The 19,409-nt window shown below is 60.7% G+C and carries 15 protein-coding genes, 2 tRNA genes and 1 other RNA gene; 5 read left to right on the top strand and 13 right to left on the bottom strand.

The features are described from left to right. Nucleotides 1-51 precede the first annotated feature (51 nt). From ACRDT3_RS15675 to mptB (ACRDT3_RS15645), 7 genes are all read right to left on the bottom strand, one after another. Complete coding sequence (locus ACRDT3_RS15675; RefSeq protein WP_431493864.1) at nucleotides 52-498, bottom strand: hypothetical protein; 447 nt, start codon at nucleotides 496-498, stop codon at nucleotides 52-54. Between the two features lie 69 nt (nucleotides 499-567). After that, complete coding sequence (locus tag ACRDT3_RS15670) at nucleotides 568-2,169, bottom strand: ABC-F family ATP-binding cassette domain-containing protein (protein WP_431493863.1); 1,602 nt, start codon at nucleotides 2,167-2,169, stop codon at nucleotides 568-570. Nucleotides 2,170-2,356: 187 nt separating this feature from the next. Next, nucleotides 2,357-3,460 carry a GTP pyrophosphokinase gene (locus ACRDT3_RS15665; protein ID WP_431493862.1) on the bottom strand — a complete coding sequence of 368 codons (1,104 nt, stop codon included), beginning with the start codon at nucleotides 3,458-3,460 and terminating at the stop codon, nucleotides 2,357-2,359. An 83-nt stretch (nucleotides 3,461-3,543) separates the two neighbouring features. Next, on the bottom strand, nucleotides 3,544-4,314 hold the full coding sequence (locus ACRDT3_RS15660) for a DUF2637 domain-containing protein (RefSeq protein WP_431493861.1): 771 nt from the start codon (nucleotides 4,312-4,314) through the stop codon (nucleotides 3,544-3,546). Nucleotides 4,315-4,444: 130 nt separating this feature from the next. Then, nucleotides 4,445-5,548, bottom strand: coding sequence for a VanZ family protein (locus tag ACRDT3_RS15655; protein ID WP_431493860.1), 1,104 nt, complete (start codon nucleotides 5,546-5,548; stop codon nucleotides 4,445-4,447). 57 nt (nucleotides 5,549-5,605) lie between these two features. Continuing rightward, nucleotides 5,606-7,087: a polyprenol phosphomannose-dependent alpha 1,6 mannosyltransferase MptB gene (gene mptB / locus ACRDT3_RS15650; protein WP_431493859.1), complete on the bottom strand. Its 1,482-nt coding sequence runs from the start codon at nucleotides 7,085-7,087 to the stop codon at nucleotides 5,606-5,608. Beyond that, entirely contained in the window at nucleotides 7,087-8,610 is a 1,524-nt protein-coding gene (gene mptB / locus ACRDT3_RS15645; RefSeq protein WP_431493858.1) for a polyprenol phosphomannose-dependent alpha 1,6 mannosyltransferase MptB, read from the bottom strand. The genes mptB (ACRDT3_RS15650) and mptB (ACRDT3_RS15645) overlap by 1 nt, the downstream gene beginning before the upstream one ends. Nucleotides 8,611-8,821: 211 nt before the next feature. Here mptB (ACRDT3_RS15645) and orn point away from each other — a divergent pair, with 211 nt between their 5' ends. Continuing rightward, entirely contained in the window at nucleotides 8,822-9,433 is a 612-nt protein-coding gene (orn, locus tag ACRDT3_RS15640) for an oligoribonuclease (protein ID WP_431493857.1), read from the top strand. Nucleotides 9,434-9,592: 159 nt separating this feature from the next. Next, nucleotides 9,593-9,668: transfer RNA gene (locus ACRDT3_RS15635), tRNA-His, on the top strand. A 97-nt stretch (nucleotides 9,669-9,765) separates the two neighbouring features. Here the strand turns inward: ACRDT3_RS15635 and ACRDT3_RS15630 are convergent. Beyond that, entirely contained in the window at nucleotides 9,766-10,329 is a 564-nt protein-coding gene (locus tag ACRDT3_RS15630; RefSeq protein WP_431493856.1) for a DapH/DapD/GlmU-related protein, read from the bottom strand. A gap of 331 nt (nucleotides 10,330-10,660) precedes the next feature. Between ACRDT3_RS15630 and ACRDT3_RS15625 the strand changes: the two genes are divergently transcribed. Then, nucleotides 10,661-10,736 (top strand) — tRNA-His (locus ACRDT3_RS15625). A gap of 480 nt (nucleotides 10,737-11,216) precedes the next feature. Here the strand turns inward: ACRDT3_RS15625 and ACRDT3_RS15620 are convergent. Further along, nucleotides 11,217-11,522 (bottom strand): hypothetical protein, encoded by a 306-nt coding sequence (locus ACRDT3_RS15620; protein WP_431493855.1) that lies wholly within the window; start codon nucleotides 11,520-11,522, stop codon nucleotides 11,217-11,219. Nucleotides 11,523-11,556: 34 nt separating this feature from the next. On the opposite strand from ACRDT3_RS15620, the gene ACRDT3_RS15615 reads away from it, so the two are divergent. Then, nucleotides 11,557-12,705: an acyl-CoA dehydrogenase family protein gene (locus ACRDT3_RS15615; RefSeq protein WP_431493854.1), complete on the top strand. Its 1,149-nt coding sequence runs from the start codon at nucleotides 11,557-11,559 to the stop codon at nucleotides 12,703-12,705. A gap of 24 nt (nucleotides 12,706-12,729) precedes the next feature. After that, entirely contained in the window at nucleotides 12,730-13,302 is a 573-nt protein-coding gene (def, locus tag ACRDT3_RS15610; RefSeq protein ID WP_431493853.1) for a peptide deformylase, read from the top strand. Between the two features lie 12 nt (nucleotides 13,303-13,314). Here the strand turns inward: def and ACRDT3_RS15605 are convergent, their stop codons facing one another. The 4 genes from ACRDT3_RS15605 to ACRDT3_RS15590 all read right to left on the bottom strand — a co-directional run bounded on the left by ACRDT3_RS15605 (nucleotide 13,315) and on the right by ACRDT3_RS15590 (nucleotide 19,349). Then, on the bottom strand, nucleotides 13,315-14,349 hold the full coding sequence (locus ACRDT3_RS15605) for a winged helix DNA-binding domain-containing protein (protein WP_431493852.1): 1,035 nt from the start codon (nucleotides 14,347-14,349) through the stop codon (nucleotides 13,315-13,317). Nucleotides 14,350-15,788: 1,439 nt separating this feature from the next. Beyond that, complete coding sequence (locus ACRDT3_RS15600; RefSeq protein WP_431493851.1) at nucleotides 15,789-17,246, bottom strand: glyceraldehyde-3-phosphate dehydrogenase; 1,458 nt, start codon at nucleotides 17,244-17,246, stop codon at nucleotides 15,789-15,791. Between the two features lie 232 nt (nucleotides 17,247-17,478). Further along, an RNA gene (gene rnpB, locus ACRDT3_RS15595) (RNase P RNA component class A) lies at nucleotides 17,479-17,834 on the bottom strand. Nucleotides 17,835-17,906: 72 nt separating this feature from the next. Next, on the bottom strand, nucleotides 17,907-19,349 hold the full coding sequence (locus ACRDT3_RS15590; protein ID WP_431493850.1) for a dihydrolipoyl dehydrogenase family protein: 1,443 nt from the start codon (nucleotides 19,347-19,349) through the stop codon (nucleotides 17,907-17,909). Between the last annotated feature and the right edge of the window lie 60 nt (nucleotides 19,350-19,409).

Raw genomic sequence — 19,409 nt, 5'->3', positions numbered from 1 at the left:
AACTGGAATATTCCAGTTGCCGCGCGGTTCCTCGCTTAATGCCGTTTTCTTTCAGCTGTGCTTGGCCGGCGGACTCCAGCGGATCCCGCCGTCGCTGCAGCTATCGGCCTTTTGCCCCGCACCTTCAAGGCAGGAGGCATCGATGAGGCTGCGGTCCCCCACCGGCTCCTGCAGCTCGAGCGTGTAGGGCGCGGTCTCGTTGCCTTGGCAGGTGTGCGCGTCGCCTTCCAGCGGTTCAACCACGATCCCGATGGTGATCTGGTCGTTGGACACTTCCACCTGGGTGGCGGCCACGTCGCCGGTAACCCCCGATGAACAGGCAAGCCGCATGACCCCGAGTTCGAGGCTGGTGCTCGACGCGTTCACCCCGGCAGGATCGAGCAGCGTCCACTGGGCGTTGACCTCATCGGGAACCTGTGCGGCGCAACCGGCCAGCGCGCTGGCAAGCAGCAGCCCAGCGCCTGCGATCCGCGGTAACCTGCGTCCAGATACACTCATGGCTTGGCACATCCCCTTCAAAGTGGTGATCTGCCAAGCCTACGAGAGTTAATCCGCGTTGGTAAGGATTTAAGTCAGCGAAACCAATTCCAGGTAGTCCTCGTTGAAGAGGTCCTCATCGCCATCAGGCAAGATGACCACGCGCTCAGGCTGCAGCGACATCACTGCGCCCTCATCGTGGGACACCATGACCACGGCACCCGGGAAGGTGGACAGCGCGCCCAGCACCTCGGCGCGCGAAGCAGGGTCGAGGTTGTTGGTCGGCTCATCGAGCAGCAGCACATTGGCGCTGGAAGCCACGATGGTGGCCAGGGCCAGGCGGGTCTTCTCGCCGCCGGAAAGCACGCCGGCAGGCTTGGTCACGTCATCGCCGACGAACAGGAACGAGCCGAGGATCGAACGGACGTCGGCATCGTTCAGGTGATCAGGCGCGTTGCGGCGCATGTTCTCCAGCACGCTGGCTTCCGGATCCAAGGTGTCATGCTCCTGGGCGAAGTAGCCGATCTTCAGGCCGTGGCCCGGAATGATCTTTCCGGTATCGGGTTCTGAGACACCGGCAAGCATGCGCAGCAAGGTGGTCTTGCCGGCACCGTTCAGGCCCAGGATCACGACCTTGGAACCGCGGTCGATGGCCAGCGAGACATCGTTGAAGATCTCCAGCGAACCATAGGCCTTGGACAGGCCTTCGGCCATGAGCGGGGTCTTGCCGCAAGGGGCCGGATCCGGGAAGCGCAGTGCCGCAACCTTGTCGGAGGCACGCTCTTCCTGCAGGCCCGAAAGCATGCGGTCCACGCGCTTGAGCATGGACTGCGCCGCCGAGGCGCCGGAGGCGCGAGCCTTCATCTTGTTCGCCTGGGTCATCAGGACCGAAGCCTTCTTCTCGATGTTGACGCGCTCGCGCTTGCGGGCACGCTCATCGGTTTCGCGCTGGATCTTGTAGCGCTTCCAGTTCATGTTGTAGACATCCACCACGCCGCGGTTCGCGTCGAGGTTCAGCACCTTGTTCACGGTGGATTCCATCAGGCCGGTATCGTGGCTGATCATCAGCACGCCGCCGGGGTAGTTCTTGATGAAGTCGCGCAACCACATGATCGAGTCAACGTCCAAGTGGTTGGTCGGCTCATCGAGCAGCAGGGTCTCGGCATCCGAGTAGAGGATGCGGGCCAGCTCCACGCGGCGGCGCTGACCACCGGATAAGGTGCGCAGCGGCTGGTCCAGGATGCGGTCCGGCAGATCCAGGTTGGCGCAGATGGCGGCAGCTTCGGATTCGGCAGCGTAACCGCCGGCAGCGATGAATTCTGCTTCCAGGCGGTCGTACTGGCGCATGGCCTTGGCGGAGACTGCAGCGTCCTCGCTGGCCATGTCCTCGCGGTTCTGGGCCAGCTTGGTGACCACCACGTCCAGGCCACGGGCGCCGAGGATGCGATTGCGCGCCAGCTGCTCCATGTCCGGGGTCTTGGGGTCCTGCGGCAGGTAGCCGATGGAGCCCTTGTAGGTGACTTCACCCGCGGCTGGCTGGGTCTCGCCGGCGAGGACCTTGGTCATCGTCGTCTTGCCGGCACCGTTGCGTCCCACCAGTCCGATCTTGTCGCCCTTGTCGATGCGGAAGTTCACTTCGTCCATCAGCAGGCGGGCGCCGACGCGTAGCTCAAGGTTGGCTACGGAAATCATATGGTGTGGCCCTTTCACGCGGGTACAAAAACTTTGCGGCCCACAAATTGGGCAACTTAACTATTCTACCGGCCAACCGCGCCCTGACCGGCGGAACGTGCACAAACTAACAGTTTGGGGTTGAGCTGGTTAAAAGATTCGAAGCCCGCACTTCCACCGCAGTGGAAATCCGGGCTTCGAATCGACATTATTCCTTGGTGCTGGGTTGCGAGCGGTAGTCCATCATCTGGATCAGGCGGCGGCGCAAGGAAGCTTCGCGGCGCAGGTCCCCGCCGCTGGTCTTGTCGATGTGGTCCTTGCCGAAGCGCCAGAGCAGCACGTCGTCAAGCAACCGGTCCGGACCCGGCGAGTAGCGGTGGTCCAGCGCCGCACGCACATCGGTGACCACATTCGCATCCAGCAGCTGCGCCAGCTGCCAGGTCTGGTCGATGCCATGGGAGCCGAGCAGCTCGGCGGCCCAGGACCAATCGTCATCGCGCTTGCGGTCAACGTGCGGCAGCAGCGTCTGCCAGATTTCGCCGATCTTCTCGCCGGTCAACGGCTCGGATCCAGCACCCTGCTGGTCGTGGTAGCCGTTCAGGCGGTGGTACAACTCGTCGATATCGGTGAAATAGTCTTCCACGGTTTCCAGCATCGCCGCGGTGGCGGTGAAGTGCCGGTCGATCTGCGGGTTCCAGGCGGCTTCGCCAGGATGCTTGAAGCGGATGTCGTGTTCCATTTCGGACCAGGCATGCTGCAGCACGGTGCGGATCTGCACTTCGAAGACGAAATTGCCGCTGGCGACCACGGGCTTGCCCAAGGCTTCTTGGAACTTGCGCACGATCGGCTCGCTGCGGGTCTTGAGCAGCAGGTGGCGCGAGGAGTAGCCGTAGGTTCCGGACTCCACCGAACCGATATCCTTCTCGCGGTCGCTGCGGCAGTCGAAGGAGTCGCGGTGCGACTTGATCAGGCTGGCTACCTGCTGGATTTCATGGGGCAGCATCACGATGATGCGGATGCCCACCATGTCGTGGATCTCGCGCAGCGGATTGGGGAATTCCAGCACCGGTGCGGTCTCGGAACTTTCCTGCAGGCGGCGCGAGGCCTTGGCCGCAAAGGACTGCGGCGATTTCACCCGGCCGGTGATGAACAGCGGTTGCACCTCGGAATTGGCGAACAGCCGGCGGATCTTCGCCTTCATGGCCGACATGACGGTATTGAGTTCGCCGGTCACAGACTTGTACTGCTCAACGGCGGCCGCAATCTGTTCGGAGAACTCGTCGTTCGCCTGGCCTTGCGCCGGATCCATCATTGATGCCTCCTGGATGCTAAAGCGTTCGTGAAAATGCTGTCCCTATGTTCATGCCCTGGTGCCAACCGGGTGCGGCAACGGCCCTATGGACGGGACAGGCGCTTGGCCATGTCGTCGAACAATGGTGCCTTGTCCTCGGTCTTCTTCTGCGCTGCAGGCTTGGTTTCCTTCGCTGGCTGCGCGTTCTGCTTGATCGGGGTGACCTTCGAGTCCGAACGGCCTGCTGCGATGCCTTCGGCTCGGGCTCGGGCCAGCGCATCCTGGTGTTCCTGCTCCAGGACCGTGAGGCGTTCTTCCTCGGCGGTCTTGGTGTCGGTCAGCGCGGCGTTGTAGCCATCATCATAAGCGACGCCGTACTTCTCGGCGTTTTCCTGCTCTTCGTTGTATTCCAGTTCAGCGCGCAGCTTCGCGGCTTCGGACTTCTTCTGGTACATGTGCACGGTCAGGTGGGTGATGGCCAGCAAGACGATTGGCGGCATGGCGGCGACCAGCGCGGAGACCAGTGGCGGCACTCCGTTTTCGATCGAGTCCACGGTCAGGATTGCGTGGGTGGAGTTCGCCGCGGTGGAAACGATCGCACCGAAGAACAGCAGCGACCACGGGTAGATCATGGCCTTGCGATGGAATCCGTTCAGGGCCACGATGGCCACGGTGGCGGCAACGATCATGCCGTCGATGATGATTGGCCAGATCCAGGCCAGGCGCGGGCTGATGCCCGAGCGTTCTGCCAGGTCGGTCAACGCAGCGAACGAGAGCACGAATGCGCCGATGGCAATGAGGACCGTCGCGCCTACGGCCGTGCCTAGGACGGCGCGGTGCGGTTCGGCCGGGACCTCTGGTTTGTTATCTTCCATGCTGCTGAGCAGACCTAACTTTTGAGAATTATCGGTATGTCTTCAAACGCGAGTTTGCTGGACCGCACCCCAGGCGCAGACCACCGCGTTCCATTTTAGCGTGCGCCTTGCGCTGCTGGGGTGCCTTGGCTCAAAGGGCGCGACGGTCGATGAAACCGGTACCGCTGATTTTTCCGGCCAGTCCCCGGTGTTTTGCCTCGAAGATGAAGTAGAAGGCGCTGATCGCGATATAGATCACAACGAGCATGTTCAGCAGCGGGTACGGCGTGAAGTCGACCATGCTGGTGGAAATCTGGAAGAGGAAGTTAATCCCGCCAAATCCGAGCAGGCTGCGCAGCAAGGCCCGGCCCGCAGGAGCCGGTTGCCCCTGCCCGTCAGTGAGCATCAACCAGGCGCAGCGCTGGCCGAGGGTGGCCCGCCCCGGCGCCAGGCTCGGCAGCCAGAAGACGAAGAAGACCACGAGCAGCGGAAGCCAGAAGTTCATCCACTGTTTGCCGAACTCCGGAGCACCCAGGCGCTCCAGCAGTTCCAGGGCAGCGCCGATGACGAAGAGCACTGCGGCGGTGAAGCCCGCATCGAAGATGTTGGCCAGTGCGCGGCGGGTGCGGGTGACCGGTCGCGCCGGCGCATTGGCCGCGTCCGCTTCCACCGGACCGGAAAGGAAGCGGAACATCGGCAGGTAGGCGATCATCGCGCCCAGCAGCGCGCCGGCAGTATTGGTGATCAGGTCATCGACGTCGGCCACGCGGTAGGCGCAGGTGTACAACCCCCAAATAGCGGTGTACTGGGTGAGCTCGATGGCCAGCGAGGCCGCGAAGCCGAGCAAGACGCCGGTGAAAATGTTGCCGCGCAGCCAGCGCACGGCCAAGATGCCCAGGGGCATGAACAAGATGATGTTGAACAGCACCTGCCACAGGGTGAAGCTGGTGGCGAAGCCGCTCAGCCCGCGCTCCATGATGGCCAGCCTGAAATCGTCGAGGAAACGGCCTGGCACCAGCTGCGGGATGGCCACCCCGGGACGGCAGAATTCGTCGCGCGTGGCCGGCAGCGGAAGCATGGTGTAGCTGAAGAGGCCGAATCCGTAGACAGCTGCGGTTGCGGTGGTAATGGTGCGGCGCCAGGACAACCGTCCATGCCGGCGGTATTGCACGGCCAGCAGGAAGACACCGGCGGACGCCAAGAAGAGGGCGCCGCCGAGGATCGCAATAGTCGCTGGCCAGAACATTGTTTGCATATTTCTATCTAAGCGGAATTTTCCGAGAAAAAGCTGTGCCGCAGAATGTGACCTTGACTATGCTTTCGGCCCGCGCAGCACTTGCCTGGTTTTAGTATCGGCGGTGAATAGACCAATGAACAGGCCCAATACGAGCACGCCGGCCAGCGTCTTCATCAGCCAGGCCGAATGCCACTGCTCAATGGAGAGCTGGTCGACGAAGACCGCCACCAGGATAAAGCTGGATACGTAGATCATCAGCTTTTCCGACCCCCAGGACACCTTGTGCGAAATGACGAACAGCGCCATCAACCACAGGATGTACCAGGGCTGGATAATCGGGGCCAGCAGCACCACCGCCGAGAGCGCCCACGCGGCGAGGCGGACCGGGCTGGAAGTGTCCTTGGCCAGTGCCAAGCGCGCAACAATGGCCAGCGCAATGGCCTGGAAAATAGCCACCACAATGGCATTCACCAGGGAAATATCGGCACCGAACAGGCCAGTCAGATTGCTGATGGACCAGCCGATCAGTCCGACCGGAGCGTACGGGAACGCCGCATCGCCCGCGGTGAACATGGCAAGCAGCCAGCCGAACCAGAGGTTGGTGACCGCACCGATCAATAGCAGCCAGGTCAGCGAGAGGGCTGCGACCTTGGTCCAGATCTTCCACCTCTCGCGCATCGACGGGCTCCTGCCCAGCAGGATCAGGCCGATAAAAGGCAACGCCAGCAGCACGATGGGCTTGACTGACACGGCTATGGCCAGCGCCATCGTTGCGGCAATGGGGCGGCGGTCGTAGGCGTAGGCGAAGGCGCTGAAGACACCGGCGATCATCAGCGCATCGTTGTGGACCCCGCCGATCATGGTCAGCAGGAACAGCGGATTGCCCACGATGGCCCAGTTCGCCCAGTTGGCGCTCTGCCCCATTCTCTGAGCCAGCTTCGCTGTGAAGTGATAGCAACCCCAAACGCCGAGCACGGCAATGATCCGCAGCAGGCCCACGCCAATTTCGGGGATGCCGTTGGAGGCGAAGTAGATGATGCGGGCAAGCACGAGGAAGAACGGGCCATAGGGCGAGGGCGATTGCGCCCACAGGCTGTCGGATCCGCCATCGAACCAGCCCGGAAGCGCGGACACGCCTTCGGCATACGGGGATTTGTCGGCATGCAGCATTCGGCCCTGGGCCAGATACGAGTAGACGTCACGGCTGAGGATCGGGAAGCTGAGCATCAGCGGAGCAGACCACATGGCCAGCACTCGGGTCAGTTCCCGCCGGGTGATCTCCCCGGCAGTCTGCACCCATGGCCGGGCCAGGATCCAGGTGCGGGTCAGCCAGACAATTCCAAGGGCCATCAGCACGATGCAGCTGATGACTCCCGGCGCTTCAGTTCGGAACTCGATGAAGAAGCCGCTGCGTGCCAGCGGGGAAAGCTGGTTGCGCGGGAACCAGCCGATCCCCCAGGAGGCTATGGTGATCATCGCCGAGGCGGTGAACCCTTGCCAGGATAATGACCGCAGGCTTGCGCGCTGCGGTGCCAGCTTCCGCTCCTCCACTGCCACTAGGCTTTCTTGCTCTTCTTCAGCCAGTTGGTCGAGCTGAGCAGATCAGCGCAGATGTTCTTGGTCTTCGGGTCGAAGAAGACCAGGTACAAGGCGCAGGCGATGGAGATGCCCCAGGAAATCAACTGGACGCGTGGAACCAGGGACTCCTGCAGGAACTGCCAGACGAAGATCTGGTCAGCGGCCTGGTAGGCCAGGAAGAAGATGGTGGTCAGGTGCAGCCACAGCATCTGCCAGTCATCGTGCAGGCCGGTGACGGCGAAGAACGGCAGCAGCCACAGCAGGTACCACGGCTGGATCACCGGGGAGAGGACGACAATCGCTGCGAAGGCGATGGCCATGCGCTGCACCAGGTGCGAGTGCTTTCCGCGGAAGATCAGGACGAAGGCGATGGCTACGCCAACCAGGCGGCCGAAGAGCTTGGCCGCGGGCAGGATCCACTCGGTGGACAACCCGAAGGCGGAGACCAGACCGCTCAGCGCAATGACCGCGATGCCTACCGGGGAGAAGATGGAGTATCCGGTACCGGTGAAGAGCATGACCTTCAGCCAACCGAACCAGTAGCCATTGAGCCACCCAACCACGGTCATCAGGGCCAGGAAGATCATACCGGTGTAGAACCAGTAGAGGATGCGGCGCGGCCAGGTAGCGTTAGACCCTGCCCAGAGCAGGCCGATAAACGGCAGGAGCACCAGGGTGATCGGCTTGACGCCTACCGAGGCGGCGAGCACAACGATGGCCCAGAATCCATGGCGCTTGCAAGCCAGGTAGACGGACCATACGGCCAGGCCGGTCATCAGCGAGTCGTTATGGGCGCTGGCCACGAAGTTCACCAGGAATAGCGGGTTGGCCACGGTCATCCAGGTGGCCTTGGCCCCGGAAACACCGTGCAGTTCGGCAAGCTTGGGCACGTAGCGCAGGCAGAGCAGCACGCCAATGAAGGCGATGGCCCGGAAAGCCAGGATTGCCGCGTCGGTCGAAGGGCCAGTCAGCTTGACCACGAGGAATTCGATGCTCAGGTAGAGCGGACCGTAGGGGGTGCCGTCCTGCGCCCACATGGTGTCGGCACCAAGCTGGAACCAGTTATTCAGCGAGGAAATTCCGTCAACATAAGGATCCTGGCCGGCATCCACCAGCCGGCCTTGGCCGATGTAGGCGAACACGTCACGGCTCATGATCGGCAGGGTGACGAGCATTGGGATGCTCCACAGCCAGACCGCGCGGCGGACCACCTTCAGCGACCCCTCGCCCCAGCCCTTGAGCTTCTGGCCCAGGCGCCACCAGGAACGGAAGAGGATCCAGCAGCCCAGGGCCAGCAGGACCACGCAAGTCATCACGCCAGCTGGTTCGGTGCGCAGCATGATGAAGAATGGGTCGCGGTTCAGCGGGGACACGCTGGCCAGCCAACCCGTACCGAAGGACCCGAAAAGGATCAGGGAGGAACCGATGACGCCACTGAGGAGGGTCCTGTTCACTCCAGCGTAGGGCGGGGAGCTCACTGCTGCTGGCTTGCTGGCTGACACACTGACACCTCGGGCTGTAACGGACATGAGTTCGAGAGTAATTAAGCCAGCGTCGCATTTGCCCTGCCCTTGCGAGCAGGCGATTGAACAGCCGGAAATCTCAGACGATTTTAGCATTGGCCACGCGTTCAAGCCGGTTGAAACACTGCTCGTCCGCCCCGTTACGAGGGTGCGCTCCCCCACAGCGCTGCCTGAAGTGTAGATTGGATACGTGGCTAGTAACTCAGAAAAAATTGTATGGATCGATTGCGAGATGACCGGCTTGGACCTGGTTAACGACGCATTGATCGAAGTAGCAGTACTTATTACCGACTCTGATCTGGAGATCGTCGATGAAGGCATCCAGGTAGTCATCAAGCCGGAGCCGGCAGCCCTGGCGCAGATGGATGATTTCGTTCGCAATATGCATGTGGTTAGCGGCCTGCTGCCCGAGCTGGAGAACGGCATCTCCATGGAGGAAGCCCAGCGTCTGGTGATCGACTACATCAAGAAGCACGTACCGGAGCCGAACAAGGCGTTGCTGGGCGGCAACTCGGTGGGCACCGACAAGAACTTCTTGGCACGCGATATGCCCGAGGTCATCGAGCACCTGCACTACCGCATAATCGACGTGTCGACCTTGAAGGAATTGAGCCGCCGCTGGTTCCCGAAGGCGCACTACGGCGCTCCAGCCAAGACCGGCAACCACCGCGCGCTGGGTGACATCCAGGATTCGATCAACGAGCTTCGCTACTACCGCGACGCCATCATGGTTCCGGCTCCAGGACCAACCTCCGATGAGGCCAGGAAGATCGCCAGCGGGATCAGCCAGAGCGCCGGCTAGCTGCCAGAAGAAGGCCCCCGAAGCGTTGGTGATGCACTGCACAGTGCTCCAGGGGCCTCCCGATTGGCATCGCGCTAGGAATTGCGTGTATAGTATTTCTCGTTGCCCGGTACGAAATTGGTTCGCAAAAACGATCTGACTAGTATCGAAGTAAATATGGTGGGTATAGCTCAGTCGGTAGAGCGTCTGGTTGTGGTCCAGAAGGTCGCGGGTTCAAACCCCGTTACTCACCCCAGAGATAAAGACTCGGTTCGGAACGAAAGTTCCGAATCGAGTCTTTTGCTTTAACTGCATGCCTGGCGCCACTGCCCCGCCGCTTACGCGCTGCAGTATTAGACGGTGCGCACCACCCTGGCTGGCGACCCAACCACAACAGCACCAGCAGGGACGTCTTTCGTTACTACCGCTGCAGCAGCGACAACCGCGTTCTCGCCGATCGTGACGCCGGAAAGTATGGTCGCGTTCGCTCCAATCCAGACATTGCGCCCAATGATCACGGGGGCCGGAATCATATCCGCTCGCCGAGCAGGATCAAGATCGTGATCAAGCGTAGCCACAACGACGTTATGCCCAATCAAGCACTCATCCCCTATGCTGATCCCGCCTTGGTCCTGGAATTTGCAGCCAGCATTGATGAAGACGTTTTTCCCCAGTTCGATATTTCGGCCAAACTCCGAGTTGAACGGCGGAAATAGCACCACTGACTCGTCAACGCGCGTGCCGGTCAGCTGCTGCAGCAACTCACGCACTTGCCCAGGGCTGCGGTAGCCGTTGTTCAGCTCCGCGCAAATGCGCAGCGCGTCCTGGCTAGAGCGATGCATGACCGCATGCAGCGGCGAACCCGCGGTAATTCTCTGGCCCGCATTCAAGGCTTCCAAAAGGTCGTCAATGCTCAAGGATTCCCCCATCGTCCATGTTTCACAGTAGCTCGAACTATATCGACTTCCACCCTCGCTACCTAGCGCGGGAGCGTCCCGAACCCGTGGCAAGACCTTTGCCGCCGGTACTGCGGGCAAAGGCGGCATCCTGCCACAGGGATTCACCGAATGATGCAGATCAGTGGCGCACCACAGGCTCACGGCCATAAATAATGAGCATCCGGTCACAATCCCAGGGATGGCACCGCGCGAATTGGTATTTCCGACGCGAATACGTGTATAGTATTTCTCGTTGCCCGGTACGAAATCATGAGCACTACCGCTCCTGACTAGTACCGAAGTAAACATGGTGGGTATAGCTCAGTCGGTAGAGCGTCTGGTTGTGGTCCAGAAGGTCGCGGGTTCAAACCCCGTTACTCACCCCAGTTCGAAAGACCTGGTTCGGAATGAAGAATTCCGAACCAGGTCTTTTTTCGTTTCCAGCGCACTGGAGCGGCACAAGTTAGGCACTCGGCCTCGAATGATTCCAGCCCGGGCATCTGGAATCCAGAGGCAATCGCAGCAAATCCCCGCCAGCGAATACGCCTCGGCCCGCCTTTCCAGCAGCCAAACGGCCAACGGACCGTCATTGCATTCGCCACGAACCAGCAGCTGCCCATGCACCCTGCCGAAGCTGAACAGCGGGCCTACAAGGCACGGATCGGGCACTTCGCCACGATAATTCGCAACCCCGCCAGCAGTCTCGAACCAATCAGCTTCTGCGAAGCGCCAACCGGGTTAATTGCCCGCGAAGAGATCTGCAACCCCTGGGACGGCCACCAGGGCGACACCACTGGTACCCCGCACCCATGCGCAACGAGCAGCTCGTCACCCAGGGGCCGGATCCGAAGTATCGTTGGCTCCGGTCAACCCAACGCCATCACGGAAGCTGGCGGCAAACGCGTCGCCGGCAGGACTGCTTGAGCGGGAAGTTCGAACCTACCGGCGAGCGCAGTGATGCCCTGATGCGGTGTTAAGTCATATTTCGGCAGGTTGGAGCCTGGATTCGAAACTATGTTCGAACGCTTTGCGTTTTTGGGTCTAGCCCCGTGTTTTTCGAGACTTTTTGCGTTATCTAGTGACTTGAATCGTTGTTTGCCTTGGCGAATAGGCACGAATTGGCTTGAGCCACCATAATGGATGATGTACTTCGGCAAGCCAGTGAGCTTCATGCCTTCGTTCTATCCACCGAAAGGTACTCCCCCTGTGAAACGCGCGCTCTTTGAAGAGGACCACGAGCAGTTCCGTGAACTGGCTACGGAATTCAATGCCCGGGAGATTTCCGGTAAATACGCTCAGTGGGAAAAGGATCATCAGATCCCTCGCGAGGTGTGGCAGTCTGCCGGCGAAAACGGCCTGCTGGGTCTTGCCGTGCCTGAACAGTTCGGTGGCATGGGTATCGATGATTACCGCTTCCGTGTAGTGCTTGATGAGCAGCTCGTGCGTTCGGGTCACCTGTCCGTGGCATTGGCGTTCCACCTGCACGACGACTTGGTTCTGCCATACCTGCTGTCCTACGGCTCCGCCGAGCTCAAGGCCAAGTGGCTGCCACGCATGGTCGATGGCTCAACCATTACCTCCTGCGCGTTTACGGAGCCTGGCGCGGGTTCCGACCTGCGTGCCGTACGCACCAAGGCGGTACGCGATGGCAATGACTGGCTGATTAGCGGCCAGAAGACTTTCATCGGCAACGCAGCGTTTGGCGATGCCGCCTTGGTGCTTGCGCGCACCGATGGCGAGAGCGGACGGGCGACCGAACAGTCATTCTCGCTGTTCATGGTCGAGCGTTCCGAGGGATACACCAACGGCAGCCCCTTCGATAAGATCGGGCTGCGCGCTTCTGATACCGCTGAGCTGTTCTTCGACGATGTCCGCGTCTCGGCGACGGATCTTGTTGGCGAAGCTGGACAGGGCCTGTCCTACGTCAAGGCGCAGCTTCCCCAGGCCCGCCTGGCTATTGCCGTGTCTGCCTCCGCGATCTGCACCGCGTCCTTCGAACAGGCGCTGGAGCATGCGAAGAACCGCTCGACCTTTGGCCAGGCGCTGACCGAGTACCAGAACACCCGTTTCGAGCTGGCTAACCTGAAGACTGAGGCGCATGTCACCCAGAGCTTCGTGGACCGGGCCGTACTGGCATTCAACGAAGGCGAGCTGGATCCTTCCGAGGCTGCCGAGGTCAAGCTTTGGGCTAGTGAGAGCGCGAAAAAGCTTTCCGATCAGGCATTGCAGCTTCATGGCGGCTATGGCTACATCATGGAGTACCCGATTGCCCAGTCGTTCACTGCATCGCGCTTGCTGACCATCTTCGGTGGCACAAGTGAGATCATGCGTGAAACTATTGGACGAGCACTCTAAGCACTTTTGAAAGGAACTGATCACGTGCCCATTCGGCAGATCACTGTTTACGGAGAACCTGTACTTCACAAGCGTGCGGTGGAGGTCACCGAGTTTGATGACGCCTTGCGCGAGCTCGTTGCCGATATGCACCTCACCATGGATGAAGCGCACGGTGTAGGCCTGGCGGCTCCGCAGATCGGTTTGGGCCTGCGCATGTTCACCTACGTATTCGCGGATCAGGACGATGCTCCCGAGCGGGGCGTAGTGATCAACCCCAAGCTGACCCTTTCGAAGGTTTCGCAGGCTTCGGCCCACCCTGATGAGGATTCAGAGGGCTGCTTGTCCGTGCCTGGCTTGAACTACCCGCTGCAACGTGCCGACTACGCGAAGGTGGAGGGCTTCGACGAGTTCGGCAATCCGGTCTCTTTTGAGGCCCATGGCTGGTTCGCGCGCATCATGCAGCACGAGTACGACCATCTTGATGGCTACCTCTACGTGGACAAGTTGCAGCCGCGCTGGGAGAAGAAGTGGAAGAAGGCCAAGAAATCTCTTGGTTGGGGCGTGCCGGGCATTACCTGGTTGCCGGGTACCGATGAGGATCCATTCGGCCACTAGGCCTCGAACCGCCTAGCGGGCAGCCTTGAAGTCCAAATACCGCTGATGCAGCGCCGCACCGATTTTGCCGGTGGGCGCTGTTTCTGCGTTCCAGAGCTTTGCAGCCCTGCCTTGTTCTAGCCAGAAGGGCAGGAACATGCCGTTCTTGCCGGGCAGGATCTGCCGGGCCATCGGCTCGTCGGCTACCAGCGTCCGGTCGGCATAGCCCAGGTAGTACTCGTCAAAGGGACCCAGCAGGCGTAGTGGTAGCGTGGCGGGCCCCGTAGTTTGAAGTTCACGGTGGGCAAGGCTGCCGGCGATCACCCAATAGCCCTCCCCGCGGTCATCGCTTCCTGCGCTCACCAGCACCCCGCCCAGGGCCTCTGCCGCGGTTCTCATGCTGGTCAGCGTCTGTCCCGTGTACCAGGCTGCGTCACGAAGGGTAGCTGGACCATGCGAGTGCAGGTAGTGGCGCAATAATTCCGCCAGCGGGTCATTTGGTTCCCGGTGCCGTGCAATCCACTCATCCACGAGCACGAAGTCCTGCGCGATGAGCTTCGCGTCATCCGGAATAGGACCCTGGCAGATCAACCCGTCCAGGACCAGGACCTGCAGGATATGGAGCCCCCGTTGCTGGCCCGTCTCCACTCCGTTCTGGTTCAGTGCCTTGAAGAGCGCGGAACGGCTGGCTTGCCCGTGCTCCTGCAAATACGAGCTGATGATGCCAGTCGCCTGGTCAATGGCTTGCGTGCCTATCTGCAGTCCCCGCAGCCGTGTGGCCGATGCGCGCAAGGTGCGTTCACGCGTTGCGCGCGTCATCCAGCGTGCATCTTCGGCCAAGCAGATATGCAGCGTTCCCCGCATGGTCCACGACCGAACCAGCCGGCCTTCGCTGAACAGGGCATCGACTTGCTTGCGGGATTCTTGCGCTGCGGAGCGCTGAGCCAGCGCGTAGCGTCCTGCAGCGAAGTCCTGGGACTGGAACGCAAGCATGTGCTCTGCGGCCTGCAACGCGGATTCTGCCGGCTCCAGCAAGAGCTGGCCCGCCATGCGCGCCGCGAGCTGCATTCTTCGATCGATGCCCCTCTCCTCTCTGGCCCTCAGCTTTGCCCACCGGCACTGCGAATAACATCTACTGTGCATGGTACGTGCAAATACTGCGGATTGGCGGACGCATTCCTAGCCGACCACGGCGCCTTGAGAACTGCCAATACCCAACGGCTCGGGATACCGAATAACGTCTCCGTGTCGCATGGTCCAGTACATCCATGGATACTCAGGAGCTCAGAGCTGAGTAAGAAGAGCTTGAAGTCTTCCCCTGCCGTAATGTTACGAAACCATTACGAAACAATTTTGTAGAAGTCGCTGGCATCTTTCTAGACATCTAAGGCAGTATCCCGGTGGGTCTAATAAGTATATAAACGGTTGCCCGAGGAGTTGACTCATACTTCCCCAAACGACCAGCCACGGTGGGTTTCGCTTGAAACCTAGGTAACGACCAGCCAAGAATAGCCATGTTCCCAACATCGAATTGGCCGCCGGTCCAATTTCCACAATAAACGAAGGACATTCTCTTGCAAGACATAGATAGATACGCGTCCGAGCTGCGCCTCAGCAGGCATTCCCTGGAGCTCAAATTGCTGCTCCTGAGCGATCTCAGCAAAGGATCTCGAGTTTGCCGGACTTTTAAGTCAAGTTTATTTCACGGCTCCATCACAGCATTCATCCAAAGCCGCAAGCAAGAAAACCTGAATCCCCCAACACGCGACAAACCCGTTCTCGAGTTACTCTTCAATTCCTACCCCGATCCGGTGAATATCAAGTCAAGCTCATTGACCGCAGTTAAAGATCTTCGAAGGATACTGGATAAACTATTACGCCTTGACCTATCGCCCGATTTACGGTCTTATCTTCTCACCCTTCAAGGATGAGTAGAATCAATTAAATCCAAAGGTGCAAGAAAACCTCGTGGAAGCTCGAGAATTAAGTCAACAAATTTTGAGTTCCTACAGCATCCCTGCTGCTACCGGTATATGTACCTACGGTTCTTAGAATGCGGGCATTTTCCCGGACGCAATACTACCTATCAAGGTTGGATTTGCCGGAGATCATGGTGCGGCGCGCATTGAAAATCAAATCAATGCAAGTACGCCTGAAATGCCCATAGTACTCTTTGTCTGGCCGGCAAGAGACAAAGACAAAGCTGGTGAAAACGAGAGGCTGCTCCATTCGGCCTTTTGTACCAAGGCTTCAAACGAACTCACGGCGGCGGAGATGAGTGGTTCGCGATCTCGGTAGATGCGCTTGACTTAATCGCTGACGAAATTGGACTCCAGCCAAAAGTAGTAACTCCACTGGAAGACTGCGAACAGGAAATGAAACGGCAAACTAGATAGAAGGCTATACTGTCCATTTTGCATTCGGTACCAACCCTGTTTAACAGCTGAAGGGACCATCCCGGCGCGCAATGCGTTGGGATGGTCCCTTCAGCTAAAACCTATTAGGTCCTAGGCGGTGACGGCTTCTGCCTTCAGCGCTGGTACTGCTGCCGGGTGGGTGCCGGCCATGGTTTCGATGACGCGGACAACCTGGCAGGAGTAGCCGAATTCGTTGTCGTACCAAACGTAGACAACAGCGTTCTTGCCGGTCACGATGGTGGCCAGGCCATCAACGATGCCGGCGCGGCGCGAGCCAACGAAGTCGGTGGAGACAACCTCAGGCGAATCGATATAGTCGATCTGCTTGTGCAGGCTGGAGGTCAGCGAGGTTTCACGCAGGTAAGCGTTCAGCTCTTCCTTGGTGGTCTCGTTCTCAAGGTTGAGGTTCAAGATCGCCATGGAGACATCCGGGGTCGGTACGCGGATGGCGTTACCGGTCAGCTTGCCTTCGAACTCCGGCAGGGCCTTGGCTACTGCCTTGGCGGCACCGGTTTCGGTGATCACCATGTTCAGCGCTGCCGAACGGCCGCGGCGCTCGCCCTTGTGGAAGTTGTCGATCAGGTTCTGGTCGTTGGTGAACGAGTGAACGGTCTCGACGTGCCCGTGGATGACGCCGAACTTGTCGTTCAGGGCCTTGAGCACTGGGGTGATGGCGTTGGTGGTGCACGATGCAGCGGTGACGATCTTGTCTTCTGCGGTGATCCACGAATCGTTGATGCCGTGGACGATGTTCTTCAGATCGCCCTTGCCCGGTGCAGTCAGCAGGACGCGGGAAACGCCCTTGGCCTGCATGTGCTGGGACAGGCCAGCCTCGTCGCGCCAGCGGCCGGTGTTGTCTACGACGATGGCGTTATCGATGCCGTGTGCGGTGTAGTCAACGGTGGTCGGGTCGTTCGAGTAGATGACCTTGATCAGGGTGCCGTTGGCGAGGATCGTGCTGTTTTCCTCGTCAACGGTGATTGAGCCTTCGAAGCGGCCGTGAACCGAGTCGCGGCGCAGCAGCGAAGCGCGCTTGACGATGTCGTCTTCCGAGCCCTTGCGGACCACGATGGCACGCAGGCGCAGGCCGTAGCCGCCACGCTCGACGAGGATGCGGGCCAGCAGGCGGCCGATGCGGCCGAAGCCGTAGAGCACTACGTCCTGTGGTTCTGCGTCGGTTGCGCCGGCCTGGCCAACCTTCTCGCCCAATTCTTCGGTGAGGAATGCGTTCAGATCAGCGGATCCGGATTCCTTGAACTTCTTGTTCACGCGGCCGAGATCAACGGCAACCGAGCCAACATTCAGGGTCTCGATGGCATCCAGGATGGCCTTGGTGTCGTTCAGGTCGAGCTCTTCGCCATCGATGCGGCGCACCACGCGGTGGGCCTTGATGATGTCAATGGCGGACTGGTTGATCAGCTTGCGGCCGTAGACGGAGGTCACCACATTGTTCTTGCGGTACAGACGTCCGATCAGTGGGATCATGGCCTCGGCGAGCTCTTCGCGCCCGCTCCATTCTTGCTGGGCAACGACAGACTGCTGGGTCACAGAAAATCCTTCCAATTCAGCCGACTCGCAGATCCATAAAGTCGGTTGGCACCGTGGGAAGCACCATTGCTTTTGCGGTGGCACGAGGTAACAGGATCATCCTCGTAAGTACATGATCCATTCTAGACCGTGCGCTGAAAAACCGCGGATCGGGAACTGTGAATCATCTCACGGGTAGCCAAGGCTGGCCCGTTGCGAGCAGAATCGGAGCTGGAAGCAGCCAAGAAGTTGATGAATGGGATGGCCGATACGCCGGGTTTTGTCGCGCCGAAGCGGGACGGTCATCTATCTACGACTGCCGTTGCCGGCAGCCTCTAGCGGTCCACCCGACTGCATGGGGCGAACAGCCCTCATAACGCAGTCTGTCTGACCTTGCTCCGAGTGGGGTTTACCTAGCCACCCCAATCACTTGGGGTGCTGGTGGTCTCTTACACCACCGTTTCACCCTTACCAGGAAAACCTGGCGGTCTATTTTCTGTGGCACTAGCCTGCGGGTTACCCCGAGTGGGCGTTACCCACCACCCTGTTCTGCGGAGCCCGGACGTTCCTCGGGGCAATTGCTTGCCACGCGACCGTCTGGCCATCCCATTCACTACCAGTCTAATGCGTTGGGCGCGGCATCCGGACCACTTTCGAACGCTGATTCGATCACAGCCGGGTTTACCCGAACCGCTGCGCCTCAAGCAAGCGCAACCAGATTTCGCTGATCGTCGGATAGGCCGGGACCGCATGCCACAGCCGGTCCAGGCTGACCTCGCCGACAATCGCAATGGTGGCCGCATGCAGCAGTTCCGCGGCATCCTGTCCGGCGAAAGTGGCACCGATGATCACCGAGCGCGCCTGGTCTATCACCAGCTTGGCCCGCCCGGAATACCCGTCGGCGTGCAGGCTCGCCCCGGCCACCGCACCCAGATCGTGCTCGAGAACCGAAACCTGCAGACCGGCCTCGCGGGCATCGCGTTCGGTGAGTCCGACCGCGGCGATCTGCGGATCACTGAAGATTACGCGCGGCACCGCATGGTGGTCCGCCGTGGCAGCATGCCTGCCCCAGGGCGCGTCGAGAACCCCGGTTCCATTGAGCCTTGCGGCAATGGCCTCGCCCGCGGCCCGGGCCTGGTATTTGCCCTGGTGGGTCAGCGGGCTGCGCCCGCTGGCATCCCCCACGGCATAGAGCCAGTCGGTGCCCGCCACGAGCATCGTGTCATCGACCTGGAGCCGCTGGGACGGGTCCACCCCGATTGCCTCGAGTCCCAGATCCCCGATGTCCGGCCGCCGCCCGGTGGAGACGAGCACTTCCTCGGCTTCCACCATGGCTCCTCCTGGCAGCAAAAGGCCGGCTATCCCGTGCTCGTCCCGGTAGACCTGCAACGGGGTGGTGTCCTGGTGCACCGCTACCCCGGCCTCGGCCAGCGCCGCGGCCACCAGCTGGCCGGCAAAGGGCTCTTCGCGGCCCAGCAGTGGCCCGCGGGCGAGGATGGTGACCTTGGACCCGAGGGAGGCGAAGGCGAACGCCAGCTCCACCCCGGCAACTCCGCCACCGATGATGGACAGCCTCGGCGGGATCTCCTTGGCCGCGGTGGACTCCCGGGTGCCCCACGGCCTGGCTTCAGCCAATCCCTCGATCCCAGGCAGAACCGGCGTTGATCCGGTGGCCAGGACTACGGCCCGGGCGCAGTACTCGCGGCCCTCCACCTGCACCAGGCCGCGGCCGGAAAGCCGCGCCCGTCCGCGGATCAATTCGATGCCGGCCGAGCGCAGCCACTGTTCCTGCCCGGCATCATCCCAGTTGCTGGCGAAGGCATCACGCCGCGCGAGCACCGCGTCGGCGTCCAGCGCGCCGGTGACCGCTTCGCTGGCCCCGGGGACCCGGCGTGCCGCGCGCAGCGCATCGCCGCTGCGCAACAGGGCTTTGGAAGGCATGCATGCCCAGTACGAGCATTCCCCGCCTACCAGCTCGGATTCGACGATGGCCGCTTTCAGCCCCTGCCGGGTGGCATAGTCGGCGGCATTCTCCCCGGCCGGCCCGGCGCCGATAACGATCACGTCGAAGTCGCAGTGCTGCCCGGAGGCAATTTGGCTATCTATTGCGTTCTGCTGGGGCATGCTCTGTCCTTGATCTGCGTGAAGCGCTGCTTGCTGGTGGGTTCAGCCTAGCCAGATCCG

Origin of the sequence: Glutamicibacter sp., from assembly GCF_050701915.1 — a bacterium.
Lineage (GTDB): Bacteria > Actinomycetota > Actinomycetes > Actinomycetales > Micrococcaceae > Glutamicibacter.
Note: the sequence above shows the minus strand (reverse complement) of the source record. Positions and strands in the feature narration are given on the sequence as shown.

Excerpts from the sequence above, each read along its gene's own strand:
- ACRDT3_RS15670 (WP_431493863.1), bottom strand. The coding sequence starts at position 2,169 with ATGATTTCCGTAGCCAACCTTGAGCTACGCGTCGGCGCCCGCCTGCTG.
- ACRDT3_RS15655 (WP_431493860.1), bottom strand. The coding sequence starts at position 5,548 with ATGCAAACAATGTTCTGGCCAGCGACTATTGCGATCCTCGGCGGCGCC.
- ACRDT3_RS15590 (WP_431493850.1), bottom strand. The coding sequence starts at position 19,349 with ATGCCCCAGCAGAACGCAATAGATAGCCAAATTGCCTCCGGGCAGCAC.
- ACRDT3_RS15665 (WP_431493862.1), bottom strand. The coding sequence starts at position 3,460 with ATGATGGATCCGGCGCAAGGCCAGGCGAACGACGAGTTCTCCGAACAG.
- ACRDT3_RS15675 (WP_431493864.1), bottom strand. The coding sequence starts at position 498 with ATGAGTGTATCTGGACGCAGGTTACCGCGGATCGCAGGCGCTGGGCTG.
- ACRDT3_RS15605 (WP_431493852.1), bottom strand. The coding sequence starts at position 14,349 with ATGCAGCTCGCGGCGCGCATGGCGGGCCAGCTCTTGCTGGAGCCGGCA.
- ACRDT3_RS15660 (WP_431493861.1), bottom strand. The coding sequence starts at position 4,314 with ATGGAAGATAACAAACCAGAGGTCCCGGCCGAACCGCACCGCGCCGTC.
- ACRDT3_RS15620 (WP_431493855.1), bottom strand. The coding sequence starts at position 11,522 with ATGAAGCTCACTGGCTTGCCGAAGTACATCATCCATTATGGTGGCTCA.